This window comes from Caulobacter sp. CCUG 60055 (assembly GCF_022750545.1).
GTDB lineage: Bacteria > Pseudomonadota > Alphaproteobacteria > Caulobacterales > Caulobacteraceae > PUIC01.
On sequence record NZ_PUIC01000004.1, the window covers coordinates 144,256 to 163,709 of the forward strand.

Below are 19,454 nucleotides of genomic sequence, written 5' to 3' on the forward strand. Positions count from 1 at the left end.
CGCACGCGCCGCCGCTTCGACCTCAGGCCCGGGCGGGACCGAACCGGGCGATCAGGTCGTAGGCGTCGCCCGGGAACAGGTTGCGCACGAAGGTGATCCGCTCGCCGCCGCGCCATGTGCGCCGCTCGACCGCCAGGCAGGCCGCGCGCGGCTCGATGGCCAGCAGGCCGGCCGCGTCCGCGTCGGCGTTGACGGCGTAGATGCGGTGCTCGGCCTCGGTCCACGGAACATGGCTCAGCAGCCAGGCGCCCGGCGAGGTTTCGTCGAAATCGACCCCGGCCGCCTCGGGCACGGCGGAAAGGCCGATCAGCCGCTCCTCCAGCGAGAACGGACGGTCGCTGGCCAGGTGCAGGCCGCGCAGCACCAGCACCTCGCCGTCCTCGGCCAGTTCGACCTCCTCGGGGCGGCGCGGATTGGCCAGCCGCCGCCGGCGCGACAGCAGCCGGAAGCCGTAGGGCTCGCCGCGGCGCTGGATTTCGCCCTGGATGTCGGGGATGTCGAGCACCACCGACTGGATGCGCGGGCGGGCGACGAACGACCCGGCGCGGCGGCGGCGCACCACCAGCCCGACGTCGGCCAGGGCCGAGATCGCCTTGTTCACCGTCATGCGCGAGCAGCCGTACTCGACCATCAGCTCGTGCTCGAACGGGATGCGATGTCCCGGCGCCCAGGCGCCCGACAGGATCCTGGCCTCGATGTCGCCGCGGATGCGCTGGTGCAGAGTTGAGGGCGGCTCCCCGCCCGTGACGTCGCTCTTGGTCAAGCCAGAACCTTCTTCAGCGTCCCCGCGTATCGGCGCGCGATCTCGGAGCGGGCGTGATGGCGTCCTTGGCTGACCACCCGGCGCCCCGCCCGCCAGACCGCGTCGACGGCCCCATGACGCCCCGCGAACACCCAACTGTCGAGCAGGGCGTCGTCGGAACGGCCCGACAGCGACGGATGGTCGCGGTTCAGGCCGACGATGTCGGCCGAGGCGCCGACGCTCAGGCCGCCCGGCGCGCCGAGCGCCCGCGCGCCCCCGGCCGCCGCCGCCCGGTAGAGGTCCGCGCCGGTCGAGCGGCCCGGGCCGTCGGCGGCGACGTTGCGGGCCCGCAAGGTCAGACGCTGGCCGTATTCGAGCAGGCGCAGCTCCTCGGCCGCGTCGATGAGGACGTTGGAGTCGGAGCCGACGCCGAGCGCCCCGCCGGCGGCCTTGTAGGCGAGCAGCGGGAACAGGCCGTCGCCCAGATTGGCCTCGGTGATCGGGCACAGCCCGGCCACGGCGCCGGAGCGCGCCAGGGCCTCGACCTCGCGCTCGATCAGGTGAGTGGCGTGCACCAGGCACCAGCGCCCGTCGACCGGCGCCGCCTCCAGCAGCCATTCCACCGGCCGGCGGCCGGCCCAGGCGAGGCAGTCATCGACCTCCTTGACCTGCTCGGCGATGTGGATGTGGATCGGCCCCGCCCCGGCCAGTTCGACCAGCAGCCCCAGCTCCTCGGGCGTCACCGCGCGCAGGCTGTGCGGCGCCAGGCCCACCACCGCGTCGGGCAGGGCCGCGCAGGCGCGGCGGCTGGCGGCGAGCAAGGCCGCGAAACCGTCGATGTCGTTGACGAACCGCTTCTGGCCGGCGTTGGGCGCCAGGCCGCCGAAGCCGGCGTGGGCGTAGAACGCCGGCAGCAGGGTCAGGCCGACGCCGGTCGCGGCGGCGGCGGCGGCGATGCGGGCGGCCATCTCCGCCGGGTCGGCGTAGCGGCGGCCATAGGGATCGTGGTGCAGGTAGTGGAACTCGCCGACGCGGGTGAAGCCGCTCTCCAGCATCTCGACATAGGCCATGGCGGCGACAGCCTCGACCTCGTCAGGGCCGAGCCGTTCGAGGAAGCGGTACATCACGTCCCGCCAGGTCCAGAAGCTGTCGCCCGCCGGGCCGCGCACCTCGGCCAGGCCGGCCATGCCTCGCTGGAAGGCGTGGCTGTGCAGGTTGGCGAGGCCGGCGACGGCGACGGCGCCGATCTCGTCGCCCGGCTGCGGCGCGACGTCGCACGCCACCTCGCCGATGCGGCCGCCCACGACGCCCACGCGTACGCTCCGGGCCCAACCCGTATCGAGCAGGGCGCTCTCGAACCACAGGGCGGCCCGGGCCGGCGGATCGAAATTCTCGTTGCTGGTCACTGGACAACCCTCATCGCCTGAGCATATGTCTATACATTATAGAGCCGGACGCCAAGCCCGCCCCGGCCGCCCCTGGGAAGGAGATCATGCGCTGCGATCGGATCTGGCGTAACGCCCGTCTGGCCACGCTCGCCCCGGACCGCCCCGGCCTGGGAGAGGTCGAGCATGGCCTGGTCGCCGCCCGCGACGGCCGCATCGTCTTCGCCGGGCCGCAGGCCGACGCCCCCGATCTTGAGGCGCGCGAGACCGTCGATTGCGACGGCCGCTGGATCACGCCCGGCCTGATCGATTGCCATACCCACCTCGTCCATGGCGGCGACCGCGCCCGCGAGTTCGAGCTGCGCCTGGCCGGCGCCTCCTACGAGGAGATCGCCCGCGCCGGCGGCGGCATCGTCTCGACCATGCGGGCCACCCGCGCCGCCAGCGAGGCGGAGCTGGTCGCGGCCGCCCTGCCCCGCCTCGACGCCCTGATCGCCGAGGGGGCGACCACGGTCGAGGTCAAGTCGGGCTATGGCCTGGCCCTCGACCACGAGCTCAAGCAGCTGCGCGCCGCCCGCGCCCTGGCCGGCGCCCGCGACGTCGACATCGTCCCCACCTTCCTGGGCGCTCACGCCCTGCCGCCGGAGTTCGCCGGGAACGCCGACGGCTATATCGACCTCGTCTGCGAGGCGATGATCCCGGCCGTGGCCGAACAGGGCCTCGCCGGCGCCGTCGACGCCTTCTGCGAGGGCATCGGCTTCTCCCTCGACCAGACCCGGCGAGTGTTCGAGGCGGCCAAGCGGCATGGCCTGAAGGTCAAGCTGCACGCCGAACAGCTGTCCAACCTGCACGGCGCGGCCCTGGCGGCCGAGTTCGGAGGCCTGTCGGCCGATCACCTGGAACATCTGGACGAGGCCGGGGTCGCGGCGATGAAGGCGGCGGACACCACGGCGGTGCTGCTGCCCGGCGCCTATTACTTCGTGCGCGAGATCGTGCTTCCGCCGATCGCGGCGCTGCGGGCGGCCGGCGTGCGGATGGCCCTGGCCACCGACTGCAATCCCGGCACCTCGCCGCTGACCTCGCTGCTGCTGACCATGAACATGGCCGCCACCCTGTTCCGCATGACCGTGGACGAGTGCCTGGCCGGGGTCACCCGCGAGGCGGCGCACGCCCTGGGCCGCCAGGACGAGATCGGAACGCTGGAGGCCGGCAAGCGCTGCGATCTGGCGATCTGGAACATCGAACGACCGGCCGAGCTGGTCTATCGCATGGGGTTCAACCCGCTCCATGCCCGCGTATGGAGAGGCAAGTGAATCCGATTGTTCTGCGTCCCGGCGAGGTTTCCCTGGCCGACTGGCGGGCGGTCTATCGCGGCGCGGCCGCGCGGCTCGACGCCTCGGCCGCGCCGCTGATCGCCGAGAGCGCCGCCGCCGTCGAGCGCATCCTGGCCAAGGGCGAGCCGGTCTACGGCATCAACACCGGCTTCGGGAAACTGGCCAGCGTCCGCATCGAGAGCGCCGACCTGGAGCGGCTGCAGCGCAACATCGTGCTGTCGCACGCCGCCGGCGTCGGCGAGCCGATGCCGGTTCCGATCGCCCGGCTGATGATGGCGCTGAAGCTGGCCAGCCTGGCGCAAGGCGCCTCGGGGGTGAAGCCGGCGACGGTCGCCCTGCTGGAGGCGATGCTGGCCAAGGGCCTGACCCCCGTGGTCCCGGCCCAGGGCTCGGTGGGCGCCTCGGGCGACCTCGCGCCGCTGTCGCACATGGCCGCGACCATGATCGGCGTCGGCGAGATCTTCGTCGGCGAGACCCGCCTGCCCGCCGCCGAGGCCCTGGCCCAGGCCGGGCTCGCCCCGCTGACGCTCGGCCCCAAGGAGGGCCTGGCCCTGCTCAACGGCACCCAGTTCTCGACCGCCAACGCCCTGGCCGGCCTGTTCGAGGCCGAGGTGCTGTTCCGTTCGGCCCTGGTGACCGGCGCCCTGTCCACCGAGGCCGCCAAGGGCTCGGACACGCCGTTCGACCACCGCATCCACGCCCTGCGCCGCCACAAGGGCCAGATCGAGACCGCCGACGCCCTGCGCGCCCTGATGGCGGGCTCGGCCATCCGCGCCTCGCACCTGAAGGACGACGAGCGGGTGCAGGACCCCTATTGCCTGCGCTGCCAGCCGCAGGTGATGGGCGCGGCCCTCGACGTGCTGCGCCAGGCCGCCGCGACCCTGGCCACCGAGGCCAACGGCGTTTCGGACAACCCCCTGATCTTCCCGGAGGCCGACGAGGCGCTGTCGGGCGGCAACTTCCACGCCGAGCCGGTGGCCTTCGCCGCCGACATGATCGCCCTGGCGGTGTGCGAGATCGGCTCGCTGTCGGAACGCCGTGTGGCCATGCTGGTCGATCCGGCCCTGTCGGGCCTGCCGGCTTTCCTGACGCCGAAGCCGGGGCTCAATTCCGGCTTCATGATCCCGCAGGTCACCGCCGCCGCCCTGGTGTCGGAGAACAAGCAGAAGGCCTATCCGGCCAGCGTCGATTCCATCCCGACCTCGGCCAACCAGGAAGACCACGTGTCGATGGCCGCCCACGGCGCGCGCCGCCTGCTGGGCATGGTCGACAACGCCACCGCCGTCATCGGCGTCGAGCTGCTGGCCGCCGCCCAGGGCTGCGACTTCCACGCCCCGCTCAAGTCCAGCGCCGCGCTGGAAGCCGTCCGCGCCGCCCTGCGCGCCCGGGTGCCAACGCTCGAGGACGACCGTCACTTCCACCCGGACATGGAGCTGGCCATCGCCCTGGTCCGCTCCGAGGCCGTAGCCAAGGCGGCGGCGGGCGTCGCCCTGCCCGGCGTGACGGAGGCGGCCGCGTGACCGCCCATCCCGCCTGGCTGCAGGTGCGGCGGGGCGAGGCGCCGCTGATCGTCAGCTTCCCGCATGCCGGGACCGACCTGCCCGCCGAGATCGCGCCCAGCCTGGTCTCGCCCTGGCTGGCGCGCAAGGACGCCGACTGGTGGGTCGACCGCCTCTACGACTTCGCGCAGGGCCTGGGCGCGACCACCGTGCGCACGGCGATCTCGCGCACGGCCATCGACGTCAACCGCGACCCGACGGGCGCCTCGCTCTATCCCGGCCAGGCGACCACCGAGCTTTGCCCGACCACCACCTTCGACGGCGAGCCGCTGTACCAGGACGGCCGCGCGCCCGACGAGGCCGAGATCGCCCGCCGGCGGGAGACCTACTTCGCGCCCTATCACGACGCCCTGGCCGAAGAGATCGCCCGGCTGAAGGCCGCGCACGGAACGGTGGTGCTGTACGAGGCCCATTCGATCCGCTCGCTGATCCCGCGCCTGTTCGACGGGCCGCTGCCGAACTTCAACATCGGCACGAACAGCGGCGCGAGCTGCGCCGTCGCGCTGACCGGCGCCATCGACGCCCTGTGCGTCGCCTCGCCGTTCTCCAGCATCGTCGACGGCCGCTTCAAGGGCGGCTGGACCACCCGCCGTTACGGCCGCCCCGAGGACGGCGTCCACGCCGTGCAGATGGAGCTGGCCTGCCGAGGCTACATGGACGACCCGGCCGAGCCGCCGACCGAGGCGAACTGGCCCACGCCCTACGACCCGGCCAGGGCCGCGCCGATGCGCGCCGTCCTGAGCGACATCCTGAAGGCCTGCATCGCCTTCGCCGAAGCAGCTCAAGGCGCGCGCTGATGCGGCGGCGTCTCGTCACGGGCCTCCCTTCCCCCTCGATGGGGGAAGGGCCGGGGATGGGGGTGAGCGCGCGGCGCCATCCGATGGCCTCCGCGCCGCTCGCGCCCTTCCCGAAACACCCTGCCTTCGCCCCCACCCAACCCTCCCCCATCGAGGGGGAGGGCGCTTGAGTCATCGCCCAAACGCCCCAGGACCCGTCATGACCCGTCTCGACAACACCCGCCTGATCCGCGCGCCGCGCGGAACCGACCTGTCCGCCAAGAGCTGGCTGACCGAAGCGCCGCTGCGCATGCTGATGAACAACCTCGACCCGGACGTCGCCGAGCGCCCGGAGGAGCTGGTGGTCTATGGCGGCATCGGCCGGGCCGCCCGCGACTGGGAGAGCTTCGACCGCATCACCGCCGCCCTGCAGCGGCTGGAGGCCGACCAGACCCTGCTGGTGCAGTCGGGCAAGCCGGTGGGCGTGTTCCGCACCCACCCCGACGCCCCGCGCGTGCTGATCGCCAACTCCAACCTGGTGCCGCGCTGGGCGACCTGGGACCACTTCAACGAGCTCGATAAGAAGGGCCTGGCCATGTACGGCCAGATGACCGCCGGCTCGTGGATCTACATCGGCACGCAGGGCATCGTCCAAGGCACCTACGAGACCTTCGCCGAGCTGGGCCGCCAGCACTATGGCGGCGACCTGGCCGGACGCTGGTTCCTGACCGCCGGCCTCGGCGGCATGGGCGGCGCCCAGCCGCTGGCGGCGGTGATGGCCGGCGCCTCGTGCCTGGCGGTCGAATGCCAGGCCTCGCGCATCGAGATGCGCCTGCGCACCGGCTATCTCGACGTCATGGCCAAGGACCTCGACGAGGCCCTCGCCATCATCGAACAGGCCAAGACGGACAAGAAGCCGGTCTCGGTCGGCCTGCTCGGCAACGCCGCCGACGTCTTCCCCGAACTGGTCCGTCGCGGCGTGCGCCCCGACGCCGTCACCGACCAGACCTCGGCCCACGACCCGATCAACGGCTACCTGCCCAAGGGCTGGACCGTCGCCGACTGGGAAGAAAAGCGCGCCAGCGATCCCAAGGCGGTCGAGGCCGCAGCCCGCAAGTCGATGGCCGAGCACGTGCGGGCCATGCTCGACTTCCACAAGATGGGCGTGCCCACCGTCGACTACGGCAACAACATCCGCCAGATGGCCAAGGAAGAGGGCGTCGCCGACGCGTTCGACTTCCCCGGCTTCGTGCCGGCCTATATCCGCCCGCTGTTCTGCCGCGGGATCGGTCCGTTCCGCTGGGCCGCCCTGTCGGGCGATCCGGAGGACATCTACAAGACCGACGCCAAGGTGAAGGAACTGCTTCCCGACAACGCCCACCTGCACAACTGGCTCGACATGGCGGCCAAGAAGATCAAGTTCCAGGGCCTGCCGGCGCGCATCTGCTGGGTCGGCCTGGGCGATCGCCACCGGCTGGGCCTGGCCTTCAACGAAATGGTCGCCAAGGGCGAGCTGAAGGCCCCGGTCGTCATCGGCCGCGACCACCTCGATAGCGGCTCGGTCGCCTCGCCCAACCGCGAGACCGAGGCCATGCGCGACGGCTCGGACGCGGTGTCCGACTGGCCGCTGCTCAACGCCCTGCTCAACACCGCCTCTGGGGCGACCTGGGTGTCGCTGCACCACGGCGGCGGGGTCGGCATGGGCTTCTCGCAGCACTCGGGCATGGTCATCGTCTGCGACGGGACCGAGGACGCCGCCCGCCGGCTCGAACGCGTGCTGTGGAACGACCCGGCCACCGGCGTCATGCGCCACGCCGACGCCGGCTACGACATCGCCCTCGACTGCGCCCGCGAGCACGGTCTCGACCTGCCGGGCATCCTCGGCTGAGCATGACGGCGCGGCTGCTTCCTGCCGGGGGACACAAGGTCACGCCGTGGAAGAACGGCCTCGGCGTCACCGCCGAGGTCGCCGCCTTCCCGCCGGGCGCGGATTTCGAAGCCTTCGACTGGCGCGTCAGCATGGCCCAGGTCGACGCGGGCGGCCCGTTCTCGCGCTTTCCCGGCGTCGACCGCGTGCTGGCGGTGCTGGAGGGACGGCTGGCCCTGCGCGTCCAGGGCCGCCCGTCCCTGGAGCTGAGCCGCCGCTCCGCCCCCGCCGCCTTCCCAGGCGACGTCGACACCGACGCGGCCCTGATCCGCGGCCCGGTGCGCGACCTCAACATCATGACCCGGCGCGGCCGCTGGACGGCCGAACTGGAGCGGCTGGCCCCCGAGGCCCCGACCACGCTCGCCGTCGGCGCGCCGACCGCCCTGCTCCTATGCCAGGCGGCCGAGGCCAGCCTCGGCCTCGACGGCCGCGCCTGGCGGCTGGCGCCGGACGACGCCCTGCTGATCGAACACCGCCCGGACGCCGTCCTGGCCGTCGAGCCGCACGGCGCGGCGACGCTCTACCTGGCGCGGCTGTTCCCGACGGCGCCAGGATAGCCCGGTCAGTTGCCCAGGGTGTAGACGCCGTTGTCGTTCTCGACGCCTTTCCAGGCCAGGCGGATCTGGTTGTTGAAATAGGCGATCCCGGGAGGCTCGGAGCTGCCGACGTTGTGGACGTTGGCCTGGCTTGACCATACCGGCGCGGCCCCGGCGACGTCCCGCGCCAATTGGCTGAACCAGAGGCCCTGGTCGCCATCGACGCCGCGCCAAGCCGCGAAGATCACGGTCGCCCCCGGCGAGGTGAAGTTGGGCGCGGCGTACATCACGGCGAGGCTCGGTCCGCCCGCCGATCCTGGCCGCTCGGTCTTCGGGCCAGCCCCGCCGTTGCCGGGGATGGCCCAGCTGACCTGAACTTGCGGGGCGAAGGCCAGCGAGCCCGGCGGCGCCGTCGTGGTGTAGAGCGACTGGTCGCCCCTGACGCCCCGCCAGAGCAGTCGGGCGCCGCCGTCGATGTCCTGGCAGATCGCGGGCGCCGCCGCCGTGCCGACATTGGGAATACGGGTTTGCCCCTGCCAGCGGCCAGCGCGGAACTGCGAGGCGTAGATGCCCTGATCGTCGTTCACCCCCTTCCACACCATGGTCGGCACGCCGGCGATGATGGCGATGCGCGGCCCATGCGACGATCCGGCGAAACCCAGGCCCTGTTGCGGCGGGTTGTCCCGGGCGAAGAGGTCGGTGCTGGACTTGAAATAGAGCCCCTGGTCGTCGCCGGTTCCCCGCCAGACCATCCAGAGTCGAGTTCCATCATAGGCCAGAGCCGGACCGCCGATGGTGGCGACGTCGCCAAAGCGTTTCTGCGGCGACCAATTGGCGCCGTCGCGTGAGAACGACATCCAGATGTTGCGGTCGTGGCCGGCGCCGCGCCAGGCCATCACCAGCACGCCGCCGCAGACGCACAGGGCCGGCGCCTGCTCCGTTCCGAAGGCCAGCTGCTGTTGAGGCGGCCAGTTGTAGAGCGCCCTGATCGCACCGTAGTCGTCGGAATTGAGGACCTCCTGGGGTCCCGCGAAGGCGTTCATGATCGCATTGCCGGTGGTGGCGTGCAGCAACCCCAGGGCGTGGCCGATTTCGTGGGTGGCGACGTTGAGCAAGCTCTGGTTGGGGCCTGTCGCATTCGCGGAGAAGGCCGCTCCATTGCTGAAGGTGATCGACCGGCCGTCAGGCGTGGTTAGGCCGATCGCCGGCGCGGTCAGCGGCCCGACTTCCAGAGCGATGTCCCCGCCGCTCGCCACCTGGCGGAAGCGAAGCAACGGCGCGGCCTGGGCCCACAATCCGAAGGCGCGCACGAGTACCGGCGTGACGGCCGCAGGCCCGCCGACGCCGACGACCGAGCCGGAATACGACCATGAGAAGTCGAACTTGCCGCGCCATCCGCTCGCCTTCAGGCCATAGGCCTTGGGACCGAGCCCGCCGCCGTTGCGCGGCGGATCGGGCACGCCGCAGCGCCAGCGGCCGCCGGGGGGACGGGTCAAGGCTCCCCTGATGCTCGTATAGGGCTGGCGCGAGCGGGCCTAGTCGCTCGCCGGCCCTTGGGCCAAGGCGGCCGAGCAGCATCCGCACCAGCTGGCGCCGCCGATGAGCAGGTCTCTGCGCTTCATTGTCAGGCTCCGTTGTGCAAGGAGCGGCTGACTGGCGACGCTCCGACGCGAGATCAGAGAACGCGGTGCACTGCCGGCGCAACGTACACGAGTTGCAACCTTAAGGAAACCTTGAGCAATGCTCGTAAGTTGCGCCGGGACCATCCCGCGCGCCGCAGACGTGGGACCTCGGAGGACCACGGAACGCCCCAAGGCCGTCAGCAGGCGGCCGTCAAGCCGCACGGCGCGGCGGCGCTCCATATGGCGCTATGTGGCGCGGTTGTTCCCCGCGCCCTAAGAGGCCGGCGGCCCTATTGTTCGCTGCCGGGTTCCGCCGCCGCACGGCCCATCGAGACGAAGCCGTGCGCCTGGGCCAGGGTGGCCTTGCCCGCCTCGATCCGCGCCAGCGGATTGGGCTGCGGTCCGGCGACCTTGGCGAGGGTGTTGCGGTCGACGTGGCGGAACGGCTCGGCCCGGCCGCGAACCTGCAGCATGGTCGTCGACACGTAGCTCCAGCCGCCGTCGGCGTTGAAACTCACCTCGAGCTCATAGGAATCGGTCCGGAACGCCCATTCCAGGAAGTCCGTTGAACAGATGCCATAGCCGGGACCGCCGCGCTCGGCGCGGACGACCAAGCTGGCGCCGTCCGCCGCCGCGCGGCCGCTGGCCAAGGCCACCTGCCCCCTCGGAATGGCCAGGGTCTGCATGATCAGCCCGGTGGCCGGCTCCCACAGCCAATAGCCGGTCTGGTCGTGGAAGGTGGTGTCCTCGTCCGAGGCGACGATATGGACGTGGTAGCGCAGCCCGTAGAACAGCTGCGGCCCGTTGGCCTGGGGATCGATGGGCTGCATCTCGATGCGTTCGAGATAGTCGCGCCGCTCCGGCCCCTCGGCCTTCGGATTGACGTCGACGCCCTTGCGCCCTTCCCATACGCCGGCCAGCGGCCGCAGCGGCCCCAGATTGGCCAGGGTCTCGGGATCGACGTTCTCCGGTTCGGTGAAGATGTCGTCGGGGAAGGAGATCATCGCGCGTCAACTCCGAAGAGGTCACCAATTGCCTCTATCGACCCGAACTCTCTCGTCAAGGGGCGGCTCGCCGGCACGGCCGAAAACAGCAACGGCGCCCCGCGAGGAGCGCCGCCTTGACGCCGGCGGCCTGACGCCGCCGGAAAGCCGTCGCGGTCAGCCCATCCGGTGCATGCCGCACAGCTTGTTGCCGTCCTGGTCGCGCAGATAGGCCAGATAGAGCTTGCCCAGCCGGCTTTCGCGCACGCCGGGCGGCTCCTCGCACGAGGTCCCGCCATTGGCGAGACCGGCGGCGTGCCAGGCCTCGACCTGTTCGGGCGAACTGCAGGCGAAGCCGATGGTGCCGCCGTTGGCGAAGCAGGCCGGCTCGCCGTTGATCGGCTCCGACACCGCGAACACGCCCGTCTCGGTCCGGTAGAACATGCGATGCCCGTCGACCCAGGACGGCGGCACGCCGAGGGTCGCGAGCACGGCGTCGTAGAACGACTTGGCCCTTTGCAGATCGTTGGTCCCGATCATCACGTGCGAAAACATCCCGCTTCTCCTCCGTTTACCGTCGTTGAACCCCTGGCCCGGCTTTCGGCGCCGGGCTCCGCGAAGGGGTTTAGCGTCGGCGTTCGATCGGCGACAGCGCTTTCGAGGGCGCCCTTGGGTAAGCCGTGAACCCGCGGGCGGTCTCGCGCCCCCAACGAAAAACGGCGCCCCGCGAGGAGCGCCGTTCCGGATTTCGCCATGGACCAGAGCGCGTGCTCAGTCCTTGGCGCGCTCCACGTAGGAGCCGTCTTCGGTCAGGATCACCACCTTGGTGCCGGCGGTGATGTAGGTCGGGACCATGGTGCGCAGGCCGTTGTTGAGCATGGCCGGCTTGTACGAGCCCGAGGCCGTCTGGCCCTTCACCACCGGTTCGGTCTCGGTGATCTCCAGCGTCACGCGGGCCGGCAGGTCCAGGGCGATCGGAACGCCCTCGTGCGTCGACAGCATCACCGACATGCCGTCCTGCAGATAGACCGCCGAGTCGCCGACCATCTCGGCGCTGGCCGTGACCTGGTCGTAGTTCTCGGGGTTCATGAAGTGGAACCCTTCGCCGTCGCTGTACAGGAAGGTGTAGGTGCGGTCGTCGACGAAGGCGCGCTCGACCTGCTCGGTCGTGCGGTAGCGTTCCGACACCTTCACGCCGTCCGAGATGCGGCGCATGTCCAGCTGGGTCACCGGGGTGCCCTTGCCGGGGTGGATGTTCTGGGCGCTCAGGACGACATAGAGCTTGCCGTCGATGTCGACGACCGAGCCCCTGCGGAGCGAGCTGGCTTGGACCTTCACGTCAGTATCGTCCTCAACACCGCGCGTCCCAGGATCGGCCCGCGTGGTCGTGTTAATTGATCGGGTCACGCTCTATAGCAATCCGCGCAAAGATCGCCACCCCTCCCGGCGGCGACAGTCTTTCAGGCCCCGCACGCCGATGTCCTCGAACCCGCCCTCCGCGTCCACCGTCACCGCGTCCTGGCCCGGCCGCGAGCGCCACCAGGATCGCCGCCCGTTCCTGCTGGCCCGGGGCCGCATCGCCCGGGCCTTTCGCGGCTGGTTCGAGGACCAGGGCTTCGTCGAGGTCGAGACCGCGGCCCTGCAGGTCTCGCCCGGCAACGAGGCCCACCTGCACGCCTTCGCCACCGAGGCCCTGACCATCGACGGCCGGCCCTCGCCGCTCTACCTGCACACCTCGCCGGAATTCGCCTGCAAGACCCTGCTGGCGGCGGGCGAGGACAGGATCTTCAGCCTGGGCAAGGTGTGGCGCAATCGCGAGCGCGGGCCGCTGCACCATCCCGAGTTCACCATGCTGGAATGGTACCGGACCGGCGCGCCCTATCAGACCCTGATGGACGACTGCGCGGTCCTGCTGGCCCTGGCGGCCGAGACGGCGGGGACGAAGCGATTCGCCTTTCGCGGGATCGAGCTCGATCCCTTCGCCGCGCCCGAGCGCGTCACCGTGGCCGAGGCGTTCCAGCGCTTCGCCGGCGTCGACCTGCTGGCCAGCGTCGCCCCCGACGGGAGCACCGACCGCGACGCCCTGGCCGCCGCCGCGACCGCCTCCGGCCTGCGCGTGGCGGCCGACGACACCTGGGCCGACGTGTTCAGCCGCATCATCGTCGGCAAGGTCGAGCCGAACCTGGGCCACGGGCGCGCAACCATCCTGTGCGAATACCCGGTCGCCGAGGCCGCCCTGGCCCGGCCCAAGCCCGGCGATCCGCGCGTGGCCGAGCGTTTCGAGCTCTATGCCTGCGGGGTGGAGCTGGCCAACGCCTTCGGCGAGCTGACCGACCCGGCCGAGCAGCGCGGGCGCTTCCAGGCCGAGATGGACGAGAAGGCCCGCATCTACGGCGAGCGCTACCCCATCGACGAGGACTTCCTCGCCGCCCTGGCCCACATGCCGCCCGCCAGCGGCTCGGCCCTCGGTTTCGACCGCCTGGCCATGCTGGCCGCCGGCGCCCGGCGGATCGAGGATGTCCTGTGGTCGACCGTGGCCGAAGGGTGAAGCCTAGTCCGACCTATCCGGCGTCCCGTCCTTCGAGGCCGCGACCAGCTCCAGCACCGCCGGGTCGACGGCCGGCCGCCGCATCAGCTCGATAAGGCCGGCGCGGGTCCTCACGGCGCAGTAGTCGGTCCGGACATGGCCCCGGCCGGCCGCCGCGCGCTGGCGATAGCCCAATAGGCGCCAGGACTCTGCGCCGGCGCCGGCGCAATCGAAGCTGGAGACCTCGAAGCGTTCATGTCGCCCCGTCAGCACCAGATAGCGGCTACCGCCGCGAAACCCGATCTGGAGCGCGAACGCGGCCTGCTCGCGCGGCGGGTCCGTCTGCGGCAGCTCGGCCAGCACCGCCGGCTCGCCGACCGCCGCGTTCAGGCCGGCGCGGGTCCTGGCTTCGCGCAGCACAAACCCGCCGCGAACGAAACTGAGGGGGCGCAGGCGCAGCCACGTGACGCAGTCCGCTCCAGGCTTGGCGGAACAGTCCTTGGGCGTCAGGCGCCAGTCGCCGGTCGGGACGACGCTTTCAAAGGCCGTCCCGTCTTCCTCCGTCACCAACCTGGGCCACACCCCTTCGCCCGCCATGGGCCAGAGAGGCGCGTCTGAGCGGATGGGCGCCGCGCCCGCCCGCTCGCCGCCCGGTGCCAACGCACAGGCGACGACCAGGCCCGCCAGCAACCTTCCGAGCATGTCGTTTCCCCCGGCCGTCCGCCCCACGCCCCATACTGAAACAGCTCCCGGCCGCGGCGAAGGCCGAATTCAGCCGCCGATCTCGGCCGGGTCGAAGGGCGTGGTCTGGTAGATCTCGTTCAGCCAGTTGCCGAACAGCAGGTGGGCGTGGCTGCGCCAGCGGTTGGCCGGCGGGCGGGCGGGGTCGCCGCCCGGGAAGTAGTGGCGCGGCTGCGGCGTCGCCGGGTCGACGGCGCTGTCGCGGGCGTATTCCGCCGCCAGGGTCGCCGCCTCGTATTCCAGGTGGTTGAACATGTGCAGGCCGCGGCGGACGGGGTCTTCCAGCAGGCAGAGACCGGCCTCGTCGGACTCGAGCAGGACCCTCAAGGCCCCGTCCGCCGGCAGGTCCCCGGCGCGCACCTCGGCCCAGCGGGAGACCGGCACGTCGATCTCGTCCGACAATCCGCGCAGATAGGGCGAAGCCGGCGCCCGGCAGCGGTGGGCGAACACGCCCGAGCATTTCTCGGCGAGGGCGTGCTTGGGCACGCCGTGGAAATGCCGCACGGCGGCCAGCGCGCCCCAGCAGACGGTGAACAGCGCGTGGACGTGGGTGCGGGTCCAGTCGAGGATGCGGGTCAGCTCCTCCCAATAGACCACGTCCTCGAACGGCAGGGTCTCGACCGGCGCCCCGGTGACGATGAAGCCGTCGAACTTCTCGTCGCGCACCTCGTCCCAGGCCCGATAGAACGCCGCCATGTGCGCCTGGGGCGTGGTCTTGGGCGTGTGGCTGCTCAGCCGCACCAGGCTGAGCTCGACCTGCAGGGGGCCGGCGCCGAGCAGGCGGGCGAACTGGGTCTCGGCGCTGGGCTTGTCCGGCATCAGGTTGAGCAGGCCGATGCGCAGCGGGCGGATGTCCTGCCGGGCCGCCGTGCTCTCGCGCATGACCACCACGCCCTCGCTCTCGAGCGCCGCGCGGGCGGGCAGGTCGTCCGGAATCCTGATCGGCATGAAACGTCCCTGGGCCGTGATCTCGAACTGACGCGGGACGGAACTGGGATCACCCGTTTGGTTGCCGTCTCGGCCGCATCCTCCCAGCGGGAGCGCCACCTTGCTCGGGAAGCAGGTTGGCGTCGGACGAAGGCCCGACTCTTGATGCAGGGGCTCGTCTAGAGCCAAAGGGCGCGGGCCGCAAGCACGGCGCCTAGGCCCGACTTTCGTCCGCCCTGTGATTTCCCGCCTCCGACGCGCTATAAGCGCGCGCCATGACCGCCGCCGCCACCCTTCGCACGCCCGATGCCCTCGCCCGCGCCGGCCTGGTCGCGCCCGAACGGCTGCCCGCCCTTGAGCGCGTGGCGGCCCGGTACGCCGTCGCCGTCACCCCGGCCGTCGCCGAGCTGATCGACCCGGCCGACCCGGCCGACCCTGTCGCCCGCCAGTTCCTGCCGCAGGAAGCCGAGCTCGACGCCCAGCCGAGCGAACGGCCCGACCCCATCGGCGACGACGCCCACAGCCCCGTGACCGGCATCGTCCACCGCTATCCCGACCGGGTGCTGCTGAAGATCACCCACACCTGCGCCGTCTATTGCCGGTTCTGCTTCCGGCGCGAGATGGTCGGTCCCGGCGGCCTCAAGACCCTGACGCCGGCCGAGCTGGACGCGGCCCTGGCCTATGTCGCCGGCCGCCCGGAGATCTGGGAGGTGATCCTGACCGGCGGCGACCCGCTGGTGCTGTCGCCGCGCCGCCTGCGCGAGGCGATGGAGCGGCTGGCCGCCATCGACCACGTGAAGGTGGTCCGCCTCCATACCCGCGTGCCGGCGGTCGATCCCGAGGCGGTGAGCGACGAACTGGTCGCGGCGCTGAAGTGTCCGGGCAAGGCGGTCTATGTCGCCCTGCACGCCAACCACCCGCGCGAGATGACGCCCAAGGTGCGCGAGGCCTGCGCCCGCATCGTCGACGCCGGCCTGCCGATGTTGAGCCAGACCGTGCTGCTGCGCGGGGTCAACGACGATCCCGAGGTGCTGGGCGCCTTGATGCGGGCCTTCGTCGAGACGCGGATCAAGCCCTACTACCTGCACCAGGGCGACCTCGCCCCCGGCACCGGCCATCTGCGCACCAGCGTCGCCGAGGGCCAGGCTGTGATGCGCGCCCTGCGCGGCCGCTATTCGGGCCTGTGCCAGCCGACCTACGTCCTCGACATCCCCGACGGCCACGGCAAGGTCCCGATCGGCCCGGCCTATCTGGACGAAGGCGTCGCCCAGGTCCGAGACCCGAACGGCGCCGCCCACGCCTATCCGCCGGAAGGCTTTATTCTCAAGGAGTGAGCGAACATTCCAAGGGCGAAACCGTGCACCTTGTCGCCCAACGCCCTCCAGCGCATCGATCGGGGGATCGTCGTGCTCAAAGTATCCTGCGACTTCAATGACCACACCGACAGCGACCTGTACTGGGTGCTCTTCCATGGGGATGCGCCTTTGGAGAAAGTCGCCGAACGCCTTGGCCTAATCGAATGCTCGCGGGTCGTTCTGTTCCAGGACGAGGACGACTTCGAAGTGGAGGCCACGCTGCATTTCGCTTGCAATGAGCCCGACTTCTTCATCGGGAGCCGCGTTTGCGCGAAGCCCGACTGGAGCACGTTGCGTCGGCTTTGAGCGAGCCGCGCCACCCCGGAGCGCGCGCCAATCCCGGAAGCCTCGCAGAGGCTATCCGGGAGCCAGCAGCGGAAGCGGAAGGTTCGCTGGCGGACCTCTATCGCCCGTACTTGTAGAGCGTGTTGAACACGAACTTGTAGGCGCCGTGCGACTGGCCGCGCCACTGCGGCTTGAAGCCGTAGAGAACGACGCGGCCCTGGCCGTACTCGACCTCGACCGCCGCGGCCTTGCCCTGGATCGCCTCGGGGTGCAGCAGGACGCCGCTGCGCAACGGGTTTCCGTCCGCCGCATAGGTCGCCAGCACCGCGCCCTTGAAGCCGGGCTTGGTGGTGAAGGCCGGGCCGTTCTCGAACATCACGATCGGGTCGGCGGGCAGGCCCAGCGTCGCCGTGCGGCTGGCGTCGGTCAGGCGGATCTGCAACAGGGCGCCCGAGCAGAAGAACTGGTCGCTGCGCAGGCCCTTGAGGCTGTCGGTCACCGGCAGGTCGAACAGGCCGATCAGGGTCGAGGCCGTCTGGTTGAAGGCGACCAGGGTCCCGCCCCCGGCGACGAAGTCCTTGAGCGCGGCCAGGCCCTTGTCGCCGACGCCGCCGACATATTGCGGCGGGACCGAGCCGGGCTTGTTCCCCTGCATCAGGCGGCCGCCGCCCCCGTCATCGTCGTCGTCGCCGATGTCGGGCAGCACGATGACGTCGTAGGCGCCGCCCAGGCCTCCGGCCTGGAGATCGGCGTTGCGCAGCGTGGCGGGCGCGTAGCCGTACTGTTCGAGCAGCCAGCGGGTCCACCCCTCGTCGATGTTCGCCATCCACGACCGGTAGAGGCCGACGCGGGCCCTGGCCATCGGCGTGACGGCCGGCTTGACGTCGCCGGCCAGCATCCGCACGCCGCGCGCCCTGGCGATCTGGGCCATGCGGTCGGCCGGCAGGCCGCCGACCACGATCGCCCCCGCCTCGGGCCCGCCAGCGGCGGCGAGCGCGGTCTTGGCGACGCCGGCCTCGCCGCCCGCCGCCAGCACGTCGTTCACCGCCTGGAAGCTGGCGTTGACCTTGTGGCTGAGGACATAGACCGGCCCGCGCCCGCCGACGCCGCCGGCCGCGGGCTCGATCCTGGCCGCCGGCTCCAGCGCGGCGCGCTGGGCGGCGTCGACGGGCTTGGCGACCATGTCGACCCTGACGCCCATCTGCATGGGCAGGGTCCAGCCGGTGACGTCGTAGGGCAGGTCGGCCGGCTTGCCCGCGCCGTCGAGGATGGCGTCGGGATATTTCTGCGGCTCGAACAGCTCCTTGGCCAGGCCGGCGAACGGCTGGTCCATCAGGATCACCCACGAGCCGGCCGGATAGGCCGCGCCGCCCAGGCTCACCGCCGTCCTGGCGCGATGCACGGTCAGGCCGTGGTCGATCATCTTCTGGGCCAGCAGCCCCGCCTCGGGCAGGTCGGCCTGGTCGGCCGGGATCACATAGGCGAACGGCCCCTCGGTCGAATAGAGCCGGATGTTGTCGCGGCCGGCCTGATAGCGGTTGTAGAGCAGGGTGGACCGATAGCGGGCGGCGGTGTCCAGCACGGCCATCGACGCGGTCATCATGTAGTCGACCGAGTCCTTCAGCCGCCACAGCCCGCCCTTCCACGGCGAGGGGTACATGACCTGGGCCTTCAGGTCGCGCATCGGCTTGGGGAAGTCCTCGACCTTGTAGACCTTGGGCGTGGCCGAATCGTGGGCGGTCTCGGTGAAGAACGAGATCGTGTTGCGGAACACGTGGGTGTAGTCGAGGAAGCCCGGGAACCAGTTGTCGAACCGGGCCTCGGCGATGGCCCCCGGCTTTCCCTCGTTCTGGAAGGCGGCCATCATGTCCAGGCCGATCTTGCTGGTCCAGGTCCGCATGTACGGGCTGATGTTGGACGAGATCGGATCGGCGAAGGGCGGCATCCAGATGCGGGCCGGGAACGGCGCGGCCTGGTGCTGCGAGTACCAGATCGCCGGGGCGTAATCCTGTTCGGCGCGGGTGACGACCTGGCTCTCGATCATGTTGAGCATGTAGCCGTCGCGATTGTTGTCGTGGCCGACATACTCCTGGTACAGCCACGGCATCCGGCTGGTCTCGAACGGCGTGCCCAGGTTCTTGCGGTACCAGTCGACGGCCATGTCCTGGCCGTCCGGGTTGAGCGTCGGCCACAGCACCAGGATGACGTTGTCGAGGATGGCGTCGACCTGCGGATCGCCCTTGGCCGACAGCAGCCTGTAGGCCAGGGCGATCGGCAGCTGGTGGTCGGCGACCTCGCTCGAATGCATGCCGCCGTCGATGTGGACGATGACCCTGCCCGTCTCGGCCAGCGCCTTGGCCTCGGCGTCGGTCAGCCCCTCGACCGCGCCCAGCCGATGCGACAGCGCCTTGTATTCCTCGAAGCGGGCCAGGTTGCGCGGCGAGGAGATCACCGCGTACTCCATGACCTTGCCGTGAGTGGACCGGCCCGCCGTCACCATCCGCATCCGGTCGGGCGCGGCGGCGGCCAGCTTGTGGAAATAGCCGACGGCCTCCTCGTAATTGGCCAGGTAGTAGTCGTCGCCGGGATCGTGTCCCAGCACCGAGACCGGGGTCGGAACCTCGGCCGGGGCGGCGAAGGCGGGCGCCGCCGCCAGGACGGCCGTCGCAGCCGCGACGGCGGCCCACAGGCCGCGCGCATTCTGATGTCTGGACATTCGCCCCTTCCTCCCTGCCGCTAGACCTGCCCCGTCCGG

The 19,454-nt window shown here is 71.1% G+C and carries 17 protein-coding genes and 1 riboswitch; of the genes, 8 read left to right on the plus strand and 9 right to left on the minus strand.

Features of this window, described 5'->3' with window-relative positions; translation table 11 throughout:
* Positions 1–22: 22 nt before the first annotated feature.
* A complete protein-coding gene (gene hutC / locus C5708_RS08680; protein ID WP_242920018.1) occupies positions 23–763 on the minus strand; it encodes a histidine utilization repressor in 741 nt (246 codons plus the stop codon).
* Positions 760–2,148, minus strand: a complete 1,389-nt coding sequence (locus C5708_RS08685; RefSeq protein WP_242920020.1) for a formimidoylglutamate deiminase — start codon at positions 2,146–2,148, stop codon at positions 760–762. Before C5708_RS08685 ends, hutC begins: the two co-directional genes overlap by 4 nt.
* 86 nt (positions 2,149–2,234) lie before the next feature.
* On the opposite strand from C5708_RS08685, the gene hutI reads away from it, so the two are divergent.
* The 5 genes from hutI (at position 2,235) to C5708_RS08710 (ending at position 8,280) form a co-directional block, all read left to right on the plus strand.
* Positions 2,235–3,440: an imidazolonepropionase gene (gene hutI, locus C5708_RS08690; RefSeq protein ID WP_242920022.1), complete on the plus strand. Its 1,206-nt coding sequence runs from the start codon at positions 2,235–2,237 to the stop codon at positions 3,438–3,440.
* Positions 3,425–4,981, plus strand: a complete 1,557-nt coding sequence (gene hutH, locus C5708_RS08695; RefSeq protein ID WP_242920024.1) for a histidine ammonia-lyase — start codon at positions 3,425–3,427, stop codon at positions 4,979–4,981. The genes hutI and hutH overlap by 16 nt, the downstream gene beginning before the upstream one ends.
* Positions 4,978–5,817 (plus strand): N-formylglutamate deformylase, encoded by an 840-nt coding sequence (gene hutG / locus C5708_RS08700; protein WP_242920026.1) that lies wholly within the window; start codon positions 4,978–4,980, stop codon positions 5,815–5,817. Before hutH ends, hutG begins: the two co-directional genes overlap by 4 nt.
* Positions 5,818–6,016: 199 nt before the next feature.
* Positions 6,017–7,684 carry a urocanate hydratase gene (hutU, locus tag C5708_RS08705; RefSeq protein ID WP_242920028.1) on the plus strand — a complete coding sequence of 556 codons (1,668 nt, stop codon included), beginning with the start codon at positions 6,017–6,019 and terminating at the stop codon, positions 7,682–7,684.
* A 2-nt stretch (positions 7,685–7,686) separates the two neighbouring features.
* Positions 7,687–8,280 carry a HutD family protein gene (locus tag C5708_RS08710; RefSeq protein WP_242920030.1) on the plus strand — a complete coding sequence of 198 codons (594 nt, stop codon included), beginning with the start codon at positions 7,687–7,689 and terminating at the stop codon, positions 8,278–8,280.
* Between the two features lie 5 nt (positions 8,281–8,285).
* Here C5708_RS08710 and C5708_RS08715 read toward each other — a convergent pair whose 3' ends face one another.
* From C5708_RS08715 to efp, 4 genes are all read right to left on the minus strand, one after another.
* Positions 8,286–9,755, minus strand: a complete 1,470-nt coding sequence (locus C5708_RS08715) for a matrixin family metalloprotease (protein WP_242920032.1) — start codon at positions 9,753–9,755, stop codon at positions 8,286–8,288.
* Between the two features lie 416 nt (positions 9,756–10,171).
* Positions 10,172–10,885 carry a heme-binding beta-barrel domain-containing protein gene (locus C5708_RS08720; protein WP_242920034.1) on the minus strand — a complete coding sequence of 238 codons (714 nt, stop codon included), beginning with the start codon at positions 10,883–10,885 and terminating at the stop codon, positions 10,172–10,174.
* Positions 10,886–11,041: 156 nt separating this feature from the next.
* Positions 11,042–11,419, minus strand: coding sequence for a VOC family protein (locus C5708_RS08725; RefSeq protein WP_242920036.1), 378 nt, complete (start codon positions 11,417–11,419; stop codon positions 11,042–11,044).
* A 216-nt stretch (positions 11,420–11,635) separates the two neighbouring features.
* The gene (gene efp, locus C5708_RS08730; protein WP_242920038.1) at positions 11,636–12,202 is read right to left on the minus strand and encodes an elongation factor P; all 567 of its coding nucleotides are present in this window, start codon (positions 12,200–12,202) and stop codon (positions 11,636–11,638) included.
* 139 nt (positions 12,203–12,341) lie between these two features.
* Between efp and epmA the strand changes: the two genes are divergently transcribed.
* The gene (gene epmA, locus C5708_RS08735; RefSeq protein ID WP_242920045.1) at positions 12,342–13,412 is read left to right on the plus strand and encodes an EF-P lysine aminoacylase EpmA; all 1,071 of its coding nucleotides are present in this window, start codon (positions 12,342–12,344) and stop codon (positions 13,410–13,412) included.
* Positions 13,413–13,415: 3 nt separating this feature from the next.
* Here the strand turns inward: epmA and C5708_RS08740 are convergent, their stop codons facing one another.
* A complete protein-coding gene (locus C5708_RS08740) occupies positions 13,416–13,958 on the minus strand; it encodes a hypothetical protein (protein WP_242920047.1) in 543 nt (180 codons plus the stop codon).
* A 204-nt stretch (positions 13,959–14,162) separates the two neighbouring features.
* Positions 14,163–15,080, minus strand: a complete 918-nt coding sequence (gene metA, locus C5708_RS08745; protein WP_242920049.1) for a homoserine O-succinyltransferase — start codon at positions 15,078–15,080, stop codon at positions 14,163–14,165.
* Between the two features lie 47 nt (positions 15,081–15,127).
* Positions 15,128–15,233, minus strand: a riboswitch (SAM-I-IV-variant riboswitch).
* Between the two features lie 101 nt (positions 15,234–15,334).
* Between metA and C5708_RS08750 the strand changes: the two genes are divergently transcribed.
* Entirely contained in the window at positions 15,335–16,393 is a 1,059-nt protein-coding gene (locus C5708_RS08750) for a lysine-2,3-aminomutase-like protein (protein WP_242920051.1), read from the plus strand.
* 30 nt (positions 16,394–16,423) lie between these two features.
* Positions 16,424–16,720, plus strand: coding sequence for a hypothetical protein (locus tag C5708_RS08755; protein WP_242920053.1), 297 nt, complete (start codon positions 16,424–16,426; stop codon positions 16,718–16,720).
* Positions 16,721–16,817: 97 nt separating this feature from the next.
* Here the strand turns inward: C5708_RS08755 and C5708_RS08760 are convergent, their stop codons facing one another.
* On the minus strand, positions 16,818–19,415 hold the full coding sequence (locus C5708_RS08760) for a M14 metallopeptidase family protein (protein WP_242920054.1): 2,598 nt from the start codon (positions 19,413–19,415) through the stop codon (positions 16,818–16,820).
* Between the last annotated feature and the right edge of the window lie 39 nt (positions 19,416–19,454).

What these genes read in the sequence shown, in the direction of transcription:
- hutI (WP_242920022.1), top strand. Translation starts at nt 2,235, where the DNA reads ATGCGCTGCGATCGGATCTGGCGTAACGCCCGTCTGGCCACGCTCGCC.
- hutH (WP_242920024.1), top strand. Translation starts at nt 3,425, where the DNA reads ATGGAGAGGCAAGTGAATCCGATTGTTCTGCGTCCCGGCGAGGTTTCC.
- hutU (WP_242920028.1), top strand. Translation starts at nt 6,017, where the DNA reads ATGACCCGTCTCGACAACACCCGCCTGATCCGCGCGCCGCGCGGAACC.
- C5708_RS08710 (WP_242920030.1), top strand. Translation starts at nt 7,687, where the DNA reads ATGACGGCGCGGCTGCTTCCTGCCGGGGGACACAAGGTCACGCCGTGG.
- C5708_RS08720 (WP_242920034.1), bottom strand. Translation starts at nt 10,885, where the DNA reads ATGATCTCCTTCCCCGACGACATCTTCACCGAACCGGAGAACGTCGAT.
- C5708_RS08725 (WP_242920036.1), bottom strand. Translation starts at nt 11,419, where the DNA reads ATGTTTTCGCACGTGATGATCGGGACCAACGATCTGCAAAGGGCCAAG.
- epmA (WP_242920045.1), top strand. Translation starts at nt 12,342, where the DNA reads ATGTCCTCGAACCCGCCCTCCGCGTCCACCGTCACCGCGTCCTGGCCC.
- metA (WP_242920049.1), bottom strand. Translation starts at nt 15,080, where the DNA reads ATGCCGATCAGGATTCCGGACGACCTGCCCGCCCGCGCGGCGCTCGAG.
- C5708_RS08750 (WP_242920051.1), top strand. Translation starts at nt 15,335, where the DNA reads ATGACCGCCGCCGCCACCCTTCGCACGCCCGATGCCCTCGCCCGCGCC.
- C5708_RS08760 (WP_242920054.1), bottom strand. Translation starts at nt 19,415, where the DNA reads ATGTCCAGACATCAGAATGCGCGCGGCCTGTGGGCCGCCGTCGCGGCT.